This window comes from Nostoc sp. JL34 (assembly GCF_017114945.1).
Classification (GTDB): domain Bacteria; phylum Cyanobacteriota; class Cyanobacteriia; order Cyanobacteriales; family Nostocaceae; genus Nostoc.
Genome location: NZ_JABXKQ010000015.1, coordinates 34,084 through 46,895 on the forward strand (window position 1 = coordinate 34,084; position 12,812 = coordinate 46,895).

The window sequence follows — 12,812 nt, forward strand, 5'->3', positions numbered from 1 at the left end:
GAGTTCTCTGTTCTGAGTGGCCAAGTACTAAGTACTGATAACTACTCAGCACTCAGCACTCAGCACTCAGCACTTAAAAATAAATTAGGTGCAAAAATTGTGGGTGTGAAACTAGGAATACTCGGATTAGGCACCGTGGGAACGGGAACAGTGCAGTTGTTGCAAGATAGCGCTGGGCGTCACCCATTGTTGCAAGAGATAGAAATTTATCGGGTGGGAGTGCGATCGCTAGATAAACCCCGTGCAGTAGAATTGTCTACGGAAGTCTTAACTACAGATTTAGAATCTATTGTCAACGATCCAGCAGTAGATATAGTTGTCGAGGTGATGGGCGGACTAGAGCCGGCGCGATCGCTCATTCTCAAAGCTTTAAGTAATGGTAAGCATGTAGTTACAGCTAATAAAGCAGCGATCGCCCGTTTTGGGGCAGAAATTTTCACAACTGCCAATCAAGCCGGCGTATACGTCATGCTAGAAGCCGCTGTGGGTGGTGGTATTCCGGTGATTCAACCCCTAAAGCAGTCTTTGAGTGTTAACCGGATTCACACTATAACAGGCATCGTGAACGGTACAACGAACTACATCCTGACACGGATGCAAACAGAAGGCAGCAACTTCAATGATGTTTTGGCTGATGCCCAGCGATTGGGTTATGCTGAGGCTGACCCCACGGCTGATGTCGATGGCTTAGACGCAGCTGATAAAATTGCCATCCTCGCATCATTAGGTTTCGGTGGACGCATCAACTTACAAGATGTTTATACTGAGGGAATTCGGCAAGTCAGCAAAACAGATATTGCCTACGCTGAAAAATTGGGATTTGTGATTAAATTGTTAGCGATCGCTAAACGTGACACTCCCGCATCTCCGCTCTCCGTCAGAGTTCATCCTACCTTAGTGCCGCAAGCTCACCCTTTGGCTAGCATCAACGGCGTTTACAATGCCATTCTTGTCGAAGGAGAACCCGTCGGGCAAGTCATGTTTTTCGGCCCTGGTGCTGGTGCTGGTGCAACCGCCAGTGCTGTGACATCAGATATTTTAAATTTAGTTGCTGTCCTCAAAACCAATACAGCAGTTGCAAATCCATTATTAGCTTGTGCACATCAAGAATACTGCCAAATTGCGCCGATGGCAGAATTGATAACTCGGTTTTACGCCCGTTTTCTCACCAATGACCAACCTGGAGTTATCGGGAAATTGGGGACTTGCTTTGGTAACTATGGCGTTAGCTTAGAGTCAATTGTCCAAACAGGCTTTCAAGGGAAACTAGCAGAGATTGTGGTTGTTACCCATGATGTGCGGGAAGGCAATTTTAGGCAAGCTTTGGCAGAAATTCGGGATTTGTCAGCAATTGAAAGCATTCCCAGCTTACTACGTGTACTTTGAGATTAGTCGGGAGTGAGGCTCCTCAACTTGCTTTGCTCCAATTCTTAATTACCTCAAAGGATTACAATCTCCATTTTATACAAACCAAGCTGTGAGTAAAACTTGGTTAACTACGCAAGCTAAACTAAAAAATAAACTTCACCCCAGCGCGAGGCTAGACCTATGACCTCTGCAATCGACTCATCCACCGCCCTCACTCCTTTCCCCGACCATACGCAGCTTCCTGAGTCTGATGGTACTTTCGTGTTCGCGGAGCGTGCCGAAGGCAAAAACTTTCAGGAACATCCCCAAAGCATTCTCCTAACGGACTCGATTAAACCGATATTGCAAAAACGTCATCCTGATGGGCAATACTGTATTGGTCAAGATAGCGGTATCTAGTGGCGCATCACTGACCCCCCAGAAAAAGGTGCAGAAGCTCCCGACTGGTTCTATGTAGGAAATGTACCACCTACTCTGGATGGACAAACGCGCAGGTCTTATGTACTATGGCGAGAGTTTATTGCCCCATTGATTGCATTGGAATTTGTTTCTGGGGATGGTAGTGAGGAGCGAGATAAAACTCTTTGGAAGGGGAAATTTTGGATTTATGAGCAAGTGATTCGTCCTCCCTTCTACGGTATTTATGAAGTGAATAAAGCCAGCGTGGAAGTTTATGAATTAATTGGTGGACAATATCAGTTGTTAATAGCAAATGAACGTGGACATTATCCCATACATCCTTTAGGGGTTGAGTTAGGAATTTGGCAGGGACAATATCAGAATATGGAATTACCTTGGCTACGCTGGTGGGATTTGCAAGGTAATTTGTTGTTGACTGGTGAGGAAAGAGCCGATCGCTTAACTGCCCAATTGCGTAGACACGAAGTGGCTTGTCGTTAGACATCGCTAGGCATCGAACCAGAAGTCTAATCTTTACCTATTTATTCACATCCAGCAACCGCGAAGTTTGTAACCGACTCATCCACTTCTCTAAATAAACTCGATTACCTTTTTGCTCATTTGGATCTTTAGTATCCAAAGGATGAGGCATCAGTCCCAAAATCGTTGCTGTCGTCACGCAAAACATCGATTTTTGGAAACTTATGCAAATTTGGACTCGCAAATCATCTTCACCCCGGAGACTGCGACGATAAATTTCATGCAAATACTCTGGAAGATAATGACGCATATCCTGCATCAACAAGGTAGGAGGAATACCTGCGCCGCCGATGGGCAAAGGATCGGCATACAATGCGCCATACTGAAATCGAGTTTGATCTGGAGGAATTTGATAACCTTGAGCGTTGTATGAAACTGTCCCGTGGAAAGGAGTTCCTCGGAAGAATACTGCTTCTACATAAGGGATAGCTGTATCTGCTAAGAAAGTCAAACCAACACTTTTGGGAATGATTTCATAGACTTCATTCCGAATTTTGACGGTGTAGGTAATTGGGTTTGATGCATTTGCCACTAACCCAGCTTTAATGTGTTCTACAACTTGCGGAATCGATTTGATTTTGCCTTGATCGTAGAGGTCTGATAAGCTGAGGAAGATATCAGCCATGACTCGCCAGAATTGACCTAAACCAGTGTAGTAAGCAGAGACGCGCAAGTGTTCTGTCAAGAAATCTGGAAACAGTTGGTTAATACCGAGAATGAATGGATTATTTTTAAATTTTGCGGCAATAACGGCTTGCGCTCTTTCTTGAAATTCTGGTGTATCTAAATACGTATCTAGTCCGCCGCCACCATGCCACATCATGCCTTTCATGCAATACTCGGCATATTCAAAATTAATTCGGTCATGCCACCAGTGACGGAGTAATTTCTGCAAAGAAACCTTTCCATTAAAGTATTTAAAAAATGGGAAAAATACTAAAAACTGATGCTCGGCAATATAGTTAAGATTTTTTGAGTAGGCATCTAAAACTACGCCATAGCTTTTAAGAATACCAACAACTTCCAGCACATTTTCTGGACTATCGGGGAGTAATGCATCTCCTTTTTGCAGGCGTTCAATATACTCAGCTAAAGGATTGTGAATAGCTTTCTTTTTAATAGTTACCATTGCCATCTCTCCAAAAAGTATAGGGATTGGGGCATTGGGCATTGAAAAGAGGCAGAGGGGCGGGGTGCAGGGGGCGGAGGGGAAAACTCTTCTCCCTTGCTCCCTGCTCCCTGCTCCCTTGCTTCTTCCCTAGTCCCCAGTCCCCATTGCTTTATCCAAAGACACTGCTACTACTACGTTTTGGCTATTCACCATTGCTGTAATTGTTGGTTCAGTCCAGCGCACTAACCAACCAGGTTGAATGCCAAAAATCACAATCAGCACAGCTAAAATTACCGCTGGGATGCGATCGCTCCAATACACACGTGGTAAGTTGGCAACTGATGCAGACAGGCGGCCAAAAAAGGCGCGGTTTACGAGAATTAAGAAGTAAACCGCTGTTAAACCTGTACCAAGCATACATAGCAAGGTTTGCACTGGGAAAACTGGAAAACTTCCTCGATAAACTATGAATTCGGAAATAAACCCTAGCATTCCCGGTATACCAGCGCTAGCCATGACTCCGACAATCATCAAGCTACCGATTACCGGCATACCCCGTTCTGGATTCAGCAATCCTTGGATGATTTCTAAATCACGGCTTCCGGCTTTTTTATACACAACCCCTACCAGCAAAAATAGCATTGCCGAAATCAAGCCGTGGCTAATCATTTGCATCACAGCACCCAACACACTTAAAGGTGTAGCCGCTGCCGCCGCTAAAAGCACGTAACCCATGTGTCCAATAGAACTGTACGCCACCATTTTTTTCATATCGGTTTGGGCGATCGCACAGGATGAACCATACAACACACTTACCACTGCCCAAGTCGCCAACCAAGGAGCCACATAAGCCCAAGCTTCTGGTAACAAGTTCATGCCAAATCGCAGTAAGCCGTAAGTTCCCAACTTCAATAGCACCCCAGCCAAAAGCACTGAAATCGGTGTGGAAGCTTCAACGTGAGCATCTGGCAACCAAGTATGGAAGGGAACTAAAGGAATTTTAATCCCAAAACCTACCAAAATTCCCCCTAGCAGTAATAGCTGTGTTGCTAGTGGTAAAGTTGTCGTGTTCAAGGTTGCTAGTGCAAAGTTAGAGGAGCCACTCAGCCAAACCATGCCAAGGAAACTTGCTAAAATTAGGATTCCCGAAACGGCTGTATAAATGAGAAATTTGGTAGCAGCATAACCCCGCTTGGCACCACCCCAAATGGCTATCAGCAAATACAGCGGAATCAGTTCCAATTCGTAAAACAGGAAAAATAGTAGTAAATCCTGTGCTAGAAAGGCTCCTGTCACCCCAGCGCTTAATAATAGTATCAAAGAGTAATAAAATTTAGGACGCTGTAGGGATTCATCGCTGCTATAGATGGCAATGGCAGTTAACAATCCATTTAAAACCAGCAACGGCAAAGATAAACCATCTATCCCAAGGTTATAGTTCAACCCCAAAGCATCTACCCAAGGGATAGATTCGGCAAACTGTTGAGTAATTTCCCCTGGATGGAACTGAATTGCTAGTACGATTGTCCACAAGAAAGCGATAGTAGCAAAGACCAAAGCTACCCCACGGGCGAATTTCCCACTGATGCCAGAGGGCGAGAAACCAATTAAAGCTGCGCCGATTAACGGCACTAGAATTAAAACACTAAGCATAAGTAGGTATGGAATGGGGAATGGGGAACTCGGGGCCCCCTCTGGGGATTAGGGGCAATGGGGAATGGGAAAAAACTCTTACCCAATCACAAATGACAAATGACCAAATCTTTAAAAAGGCAATTTATCTAGTAAACCCAATGACCAGCTGATGAAAAAACCCAGGACGCTGACAACTGCTAGGATGGTCAACATATAGCCCTGAGATTGCCCAGAAATGCTGTACTTTAAGGTTTGTCCGCCGAGAATTGTGGCAAACCCAACCAAGTTTACTAAACCGTCAACCAAGTAGCGATCGCTCCAAGCAGAAATTTTAGATAGCAGTGCTACTGCACTCACCACGGTTACAAGATAAACTTGGTCAATATAAAAATCATAACCTAACAAGTCTTGCACAAATCTCCACGCCAAGATTCTGGATCTTGACCAAGCTTTGTGCAGATGAACTGTACACCCTAGACCTACGCCGACTACCGTAGAACCAAACAACGCTAACGCCACATACCAATTAATACTTTCCCAATCGGGTAGCAAGTACCATTGCTGTAGCATCAGGGGTAGAAGCAGAGTCAAGACTGTGAGAATTACCATTGGCAAGGCCATCTGCCAACCTACTTCTGGGGTGCGACGGGTCTTTTGTTGCGGTTTCCCCCAGAAGACTAATCTAAATACTCTGGTCAAGTTCAATGCTGTCAAACCATTGACTAATATTAAAACCCCAATTACCCAAGGGCTAATATTCACGAAACCGTCAGCCCATGCTAGCATTGCCCAGAAGCTTCCTAGTGGTAGCACTGTTACCATCCCGGCTGAACCGACCACAAAGGCAGTGGTGGTGGCTGGCATCCGTGACCACAAACCGCCCATTTCGGTTAAGTCTTGGCTTTGGGTAGTCAAGATGACTGAACCAGAACTCATAAATAATAATGCTTTGGCGATCGCATGAGCTAACAGCAACATCAAGGCTACACCACCTTGCTGTAACCCCACCGCCAAAAACACTAAGCCCATATATGCACTGGTGGAATGAGATAGCGATCGCTTAATGTCAATTTGAGCTATGGATACTAATGTTGCCCCAATTGCTGTCACCGTTCCCATGACTACTAAGGCATTCAACGCAACTGGCGACAGCGCTAACAATGGTTGAAATCTATACAGTAAATAAGCACCACCAGCTACTACCAGCGAGTTTCGCATTACCGAAGCCGGGTTGGGGCCTTCCATTGCCTCATCTAACCACAGGTGCAGTGGAAATTGGGCACATTTCCCAGCAGGCCCAGCAATTAACGCCAACCCCAGCAATGTCGATGTCATTGGACTTAAATTAGCTGTTTGCGCCCACTCATATAAATCGGAAAAGTTCAAACTGCCGGCTAAGGTCGAAAGCGTCACCACACCCATCAGCAGCAACAAGTCCCCTACCCGTTTAGTCCAAAATGCATCCCGGGCCGCCGTTACTACTAGGGGTTGAGCATACCAAAATCCCACCAACAAGTAAGTCGAAAGCGTCAGGACTTCCAAAAGGGCATAACTGAGAAACAAAGAATCACTGATTGCTAGACCACTCAACGCCGCTTCAAAAAATCCCAGTAACGCAAAAAAACGCGCCAACGACCAGTCCTTTTCCATGTAACCCAGAGCGTAAACTTGTGCCAGTAAGCTTAACCCCGTAATTAGAACTGTTGCCCCAATACTGACTGGCGACAGTTCTAAGGCAAAAGATAAGTCTAAATCCGCAGCTTTGAACCAATTGACCAGTAAGTTTTCTGGTTCTCTATCCCAGATACTTTTAAATACAAACAGGCTATGGGTAAAAGCGACAACGGTTGTCAACAAATTGATATATGCCGCAGGTCTTGGCCCTGTCCGCTGAATTATTCCTATTCCCCACGGCAAGGTCAAAATTGCACCCAATAAGCTATAAAAAGGCACAAACCAACTTGTTGAAAATAGAAATTGATCCATTTAAATTTCCCTTGACGACTCAGCCTTGATTTTAAAAAAGCTCTAAAACAATTATTTATTTAATAAAATTAATTTACCAAAATACCGATGTTTTTTTTAATATTGTTTCAGCTACATTACAGCGAGTACTTTTACCTAACTTTACCCTATTTAACATAAGTAAAATATAACTTTACATAAGTAAAAGCATTTACTTGCCTTAACATCACCGACCTTTTTACATTTGTATTTCTACTTTAAGCAAAGTAATTTATACGATATATTTGAAAAAATTATCTATTTTTCACCTAGTCATTGTACACATAACAATATTTGAGGAAAGATAGATACAGCAAAAGGTTTAGCCGACGCTTGTCCCTCGCCAGATAGAATTAGCCTTGGTTATGAATGTCGTTTTGTAAATGTAATAAAGAAATTATAAAGCATAAGCGACCTCTCTAGGAATCAGTAAACTTTAATTGCTCAGAAGCACAGATAAACTTTTGTTAAGTTTTTTAAAACTTTCTTATCATAAACTATTATAGTAATTTATATTGCCAGGGACGCCAAGCTTTCCTATGCTTAATTTGGAAGTGTTTTCTTAGCTATAAGATAAAGCCCTCCCCGTCAAAAAAATCAAACGACAGTACAGATTGCATTAATTTTGTAGGAGTTCTGCGATGCCAATTGCAGTTGGGATGATTGAAACGAAGGGCTTTCCAGCAGTAGTGGAAGCTGCTGATGCGATGGTGAAAGCCGCCCGTGTCACTTTAGTAGGGTATGAAAAAATTGGTAGCGCTCGTGTCACCGTGATAGTTCGGGGAGATGTATCAGAAGTCCAAGCTTCTGTAGCAGCTGGGGTTGAAGCGGCGAAAAGAGTCTTTGGTGGTGAAGTGTTATCCACTCACATCATTGCTCGTCCTCACGAAAACCTGGAATACGTGTTGCCGATACGTTATACAGAAGCGGTAGAACAATTCCGTACTTAAAAGCTGTTTAAACAAAGTAATTAACGCTCTTTATCTGAAAAGAGCATCACTTTTGTCCAAGGCTAAAAAACTTTGAAATAGGGATTAAAACTAATGTCAATTGCAGTGGGAATGGTTGAAACGCTAGGCTTTCCAGCAGTGGTGGAAGCTGCTGATGCAATGGTGAAAGCTGCCCGCGTCACTCTGGTAGGTTATGAAAAAATCGGTAGTGGTCGGGTGACGGTAATTGTTCGGGGTGACGTTTCAGAAGTGCAAGCTTCTGTGGCCGCAGGTGTTGAATCTGTAAAGCGAGTCAATGGCGGACAAGTTCTGTCTACTCATATCATTGCTCGTCCTCACGAAAACTTGGAATACGTTCTGCCAATTCGTTATACCGAAGATGTAGAGCAGTTCCGGGAAAATGTGAATGCAATTCGTCCTTTTGGTAGAAGACCGTAATTTGTAATGCAAATTGCCAAAGTTCGCGGCACAGTAGTTAGCACCCAAAAAGATCCAACTCTTAGAGGTGTGAAACTACTATTGTTACAATTAGTAGATGAAAACGGCAATATCCTACCAGAGTATGAAGTAGCAGCAGATATTGTGGGAGCAGGAGTAGATGAGTGGGTACTCATCACTCGTGGTAGTGCCGCTCGTCAAGTTGTTGGCAATGAACAGCGTCCATTGGATGCAGCAGTGGTGGCGATCATAGATACTATTTACGTTGAAGATCGCCTCATTTACAGCAAAAAAGATCAATATCGATAGTCATTAGTCATTGGTCATTAGTCATTAGTCATTAGTTCTCGACAAATGACAAAGGACAAATGACTAATGACAGACAACACAGGAGGAATCTCGCGATGGCAGTCCGCAGCACGGCGGCACCCCCAACCCCGTGGTCAAGGAATTTAGCTGAGCCCAAAGTCCATGAAACTGCCTTTGTACATTCATTCTCCAATATAATTGGGGATGTACGAATAGGTGCAAATGTAATCGTTGCTCCGGGGACTACGATTAGAGCGGATGAAGGCACACCTTTTTATCTGGGTGAAAACACTAATATTCAAGATGGTGTTGTCATTCATGGGTTGGAGCAAGGCCGAGTAATTGGCGATGACCAAAATAAATACTCAGTATGGATTGGTAAAAACGCTTGCATTACCCACATGGCTCTAATTCACGGGCCAGCTTATGTAGGTGATAATTCCTTCATTGGCTTTCGCTCTACGGTGTTTAATGCCAGGGTGGGTAGAGGTTGCATCGTGATGATGCACGCTTTGATTCAAGACGTAGAGATTCCCCCTGGTAAATATGTACCTTCGGGAGCGATAATTACCAGCCAGCAGCAAGCCGATCGCTTGCCAGATGTGCAAGATCAGGATAAAGAATTTGCTCATCATGTGGTTGGGATTAATCAGGCATTACGAGCTGGTTATCTCTGTGCTGCGGATAGCAAATGTATAGCACCCATTCGGGATGAAAACGCTAAATCTTATACAGGTAATGGTATTACTGTTTTAGAGTTGGAAAGGAGTAGTGAAGTGTCGAGCAATAGCTTGGGTGCAGAAACAATAGATCAGTTGCGGTATCTATTGGAGCAAGGATATAAAATTGGTACGGAACATGTAGACCAAAGACGGTTCCGTACGGGTTCTTGGACTAGTTGTCAGCCAATTGAACCGAGATCCATCGGTGAAGCGATCGCAGCATTAGAAAGCTGTTTAAAAGACCATAGCGGCGAGTATGTCCGACTGTTTGGCATTGACAAAGGTAGACGGCGTGTGCTAGAAACCGTCATCCAACGTCCAGATGGTGATACGAAACCAGCTACCAGCTTTAAAGCTCCGACCAGTCGTGGCAATAGCAGTTACAGCAGCAGTAATGGTAACGGTAACGGTAACGCTTCTAGCAGTGGCAAAGTCAGTGGCGAAACACTAGAGCAAATCCGCCAACTATTGGCAGGTGGTTACAAAATTGGCATGGAACACGTAGATGAGCGTCGTTTCCGCACTGGTTCCTGGACTAGTTGCAAGCCTATTGAAGCAACTTCCACAAATAAAGTCATCTCCGCCTTAGAAGAATGTATAGCAAGCCATCAAGGCGAGTATGTGCGTTTAATCGGTATTGATACTAAAGCCAAACGGCGGGTATTAGAGACTATTATTCAACGTCCAAATGGTCAAGCAGCTTCCTTTGGCGGTCAGAAATCATTTACTACTAATGCAGCACCCTCTGCTACGGGAACAGCTACCAGTAACCGCTTGAGTTCTGAAGTAGTAAACCAACTCCGGCAATTATTGGCTAGCGGGTCTAAAATTAGCATTGAACACGTAGACCAACGGCGGTTCCGGACAGGTTCCTGGACTAGTACTGGTCAAATTCAAGCCTCCTCAGAAAGAGAAGCGATCGCAGCTGTAGAAAGACAGCTCGGCGAATACGAAGGGGAATATGTACGCTTAATTGGTATTGACCCTAAAGCCAAACGGCGAGTATTAGAGACTATTATCCAACGTCCAAATGGTCAAGTAGCCTCCTCTGGCAGTCAGAAATCATTTACTACTAATGCAGCACCCTCAGCTACTGCGACAGCAACAGCTACCAGTACGCGCTTGAGTAGTGAAGTAGTAGACCAACTGCGGCAATTATTGGCTGGCGGCTCTAAAATTAGCATTGAACACGTAGACCAACGGCGGTTCCGGACAGGTTCCTGGACTAGTACTGGTCAAATTCAAGCCTCTTCAGAAAGAGAAGCGATCGCAGCCGTAGAAAGACAACTCGGCGAATACCAAGGGGAATATGTGCGCTTAATTGGTGTTGACCCCAAAGCCAAGCGTCGCGTATTGGAAACGATTATTCAAAGACCATAGCAGTGCTGAGTTAAAAGTGCTGAGTGCTGAGTTAACAAGATTTTGGAACATACTTATTTACTCGACACTCAACACTCAGCACGGGCTAAACGCCGCGCTACCGCTAACACCACTCAGAACTACATCCGGCTTCCGAGGTTAAATTTCCATGTCTGTGCCGCTACTGCGCCTCAGCAATAACTTTGATTCTTCTTATATTAGTGGTGAGGTGACTATTCATCCAAGCGCGGTACTTGCACCTGGGGTGATCCTCCAAGCGGCTGTAAACAGCAAGATCATCATTGGGCCAGGGGTCTGTATTGGTATGGGGGCAATTCTCCAAGTCCATGAAGGCACCCTAGAGGTAGAAGCAGGTGCAAACCTGGGAGCCGGGTTTTTGATGGTTGGCAAGGGCAAAATTGGAGCAAATGCTTGTATTGGTTCAGCAACAACAGTTTTTAACTATTCGGTTGAACCTGGGCAAGTAATACCACCTGGATCGATTTTAGGAGACACCAGTCGGCAAATTGCTCAAACAAAGCAGCCGGAATCATCTACGAATAACCCAACTACTCCAAGTACGCCACCGCCAAAGGAAGAGGAAAATGACTCTGGTGGAGTTAAGGAAAAGGTAATTTCCTCGACTAACTTCTCAGCTTCGGCTTTTGTAGATTTCAAACAAAACAAGTCGATTTCTTATTTCAAATCTCCCGCCACTCCAGAAAGCCAGTCTCCTCCGGTAGAGGAACCGCCTAATGATGCTGACTCCACCTTGGGCGAAGCCGCCCAACCGTCTACAGAACATAACTCAGACGCCAGTCAGCTAGCCGCAGAATCCCCTAACGGTTTTGGAACTCAAATTTATGGACAAGGGAGCATAAGCAGACTGTTGACTACACTGTTTCCTCATAGACAATCCTTGAGCGACTCAAACTCTGACGATTAGTCCGAGTAAGTGTTAATTGTAAGTTGTCGGCTTTTTCCGTATTTTGGAGAATTCACATGGAAACATATAATCAACGGTCTATTCGCACCATCCAGGGAGCGAGTAATCAAGAAACCTTTCAGGATACTGCTTTGGGTTTAGTTTCTACCCGCAGCTTTCCGGCGATCGTTGGGACGGCGGATATGATGCTGAAATCAGCGGGAGTTCACCTGGTTGGGTATGAAAAAACTGGTAGTGGTCATTGTACTGCGATCGTCCGGGGTGGAATTGCTGACGTGCGTCTGGCGGTAGAATCGGGTGTGCAAACGGCTGAACAGTTTGGTCAGTTGGTTTCTAGTTTGGTGATTCCTCGACCTTATCCCAACCTAGATATAGTGCTTCCTATCACAACCCGTTTCACTAAATTGATGGAAGAGGGCAATTACAGTCGTCTGAGTAATCAAGCAATTGGTTTGGTAGAAACGCGAGGATTTCCCGCGATGGTAGGAGCGTGTGATGCCATGCTCAAAGCTGCTGATGTTCATTTAGCAGCTTATGAAAAAATTGGTGCGGGTTTGTGTACAGCTATTATTCGGGGTTCCGTAGCAAATGTAGCGGTAGCAGTGGAAGCGGGAATGTTTGAAGCAGAACGCATTGGGGAATTGAATGCAGTGATGGTAATTCCCCGACCGCTGGACGAAATGGAGTTAACCTTGCCATTAGCAAGCTGCTGGATAGAAGAACGCGAACCGTTAAACTTACCTGTGAATATTAAAGAACAAGTTGCCGAAATCGAGGTACTGAGATTACCAGATTTAACCAAGCTACCTACAAAAATTAAAGAAGAATTATGGAATGATGAATGATCAATGATGAATTGTGGATAAATCTACATTCAGCATTCAACATTCATCGTTTAGATGGAAGGCATTTTATGCTTTTGCTGTTCCGATAATAGCTTCTTCAATCCATAAGTAAAATATCTTTCTTATAATAGAAGTGATAGAGTTTTATCTATAGATAAAACTCGTAACTTTCTGTGAGCATGGCTA

10 protein-coding genes and 1 pseudogene are annotated in these 12,812 nt (G+C 44.4%); 8 read left to right on the forward strand and 3 right to left on the reverse strand.

What is annotated here, in order from left to right:
* Window positions 1-99 precede the first annotated feature (99 nt).
* Both HWQ44_RS01995 and HWQ44_RS02000 read left to right on the forward strand, forming a co-directional pair.
* Window positions 100-1,386, forward strand: a complete 1,287-nt coding sequence (locus tag HWQ44_RS01995) for a homoserine dehydrogenase (RefSeq protein WP_292714052.1) — start codon at window positions 100-102, stop codon at window positions 1,384-1,386.
* Window positions 1,387-1,548: 162 nt separating this feature from the next.
* Window positions 1,549-2,268: pseudogene (locus tag HWQ44_RS02000) on the forward strand (Uma2 family endonuclease).
* A 37-nt stretch (window positions 2,269-2,305) separates the two neighbouring features.
* On the opposite strand, the gene HWQ44_RS02005 reads toward HWQ44_RS02000, so the two are convergent.
* The 3 genes from HWQ44_RS02005 to HWQ44_RS02015 all read right to left on the reverse strand — a co-directional run bounded on the left by HWQ44_RS02005 (window position 2,306) and on the right by HWQ44_RS02015 (window position 7,039).
* A complete protein-coding gene (locus tag HWQ44_RS02005; RefSeq protein ID WP_292714054.1) occupies window positions 2,306-3,436 on the reverse strand; it encodes a CO2 hydration protein in 1,131 nt (376 codons plus the stop codon).
* A 129-nt stretch (window positions 3,437-3,565) separates the two neighbouring features.
* Window positions 3,566-5,071: an NADH-quinone oxidoreductase subunit M gene (locus HWQ44_RS02010; RefSeq protein ID WP_292714056.1), complete on the reverse strand. Its 1,506-nt coding sequence runs from the start codon at window positions 5,069-5,071 to the stop codon at window positions 3,566-3,568.
* 111 nt (window positions 5,072-5,182) lie between these two features.
* Window positions 5,183-7,039 (reverse strand): NAD(P)H-quinone oxidoreductase subunit F, encoded by a 1,857-nt coding sequence (locus tag HWQ44_RS02015; protein WP_292714058.1) that lies wholly within the window; start codon window positions 7,037-7,039, stop codon window positions 5,183-5,185.
* Between the two features lie 659 nt (window positions 7,040-7,698).
* On the opposite strand from HWQ44_RS02015, the gene HWQ44_RS02020 reads away from it, so the two are divergent.
* From HWQ44_RS02020 to HWQ44_RS02045, 6 genes are all read left to right on the forward strand, one after another.
* Entirely contained in the window at window positions 7,699-8,007 is a 309-nt protein-coding gene (locus HWQ44_RS02020) for a carbon dioxide-concentrating mechanism protein CcmK (protein ID WP_012410633.1), read from the forward strand.
* A 93-nt stretch (window positions 8,008-8,100) separates the two neighbouring features.
* Complete coding sequence (locus tag HWQ44_RS02025) at window positions 8,101-8,445, forward strand: carbon dioxide-concentrating mechanism protein CcmK (RefSeq protein WP_010995041.1); 345 nt, start codon at window positions 8,101-8,103, stop codon at window positions 8,443-8,445.
* A 6-nt stretch (window positions 8,446-8,451) separates the two neighbouring features.
* Window positions 8,452-8,754, forward strand: a complete 303-nt coding sequence (locus tag HWQ44_RS02030) for a EutN/CcmL family microcompartment protein (protein ID WP_094327600.1) — start codon at window positions 8,452-8,454, stop codon at window positions 8,752-8,754.
* Window positions 8,755-8,849: 95 nt separating this feature from the next.
* Entirely contained in the window at window positions 8,850-10,856 is a 2,007-nt protein-coding gene (locus HWQ44_RS02035; RefSeq protein ID WP_292714187.1) for a ribulose bisphosphate carboxylase small subunit, read from the forward strand.
* 148 nt (window positions 10,857-11,004) lie between these two features.
* Entirely contained in the window at window positions 11,005-11,781 is a 777-nt protein-coding gene (locus tag HWQ44_RS02040) for a transferase (protein ID WP_292714062.1), read from the forward strand.
* 56 nt (window positions 11,782-11,837) lie between these two features.
* The gene (locus HWQ44_RS02045) at window positions 11,838-12,626 is read left to right on the forward strand and encodes a BMC domain-containing protein (protein WP_292714064.1); all 789 of its coding nucleotides are present in this window, start codon (window positions 11,838-11,840) and stop codon (window positions 12,624-12,626) included.
* Window positions 12,627-12,812: the final 186 nt, after the last annotated feature.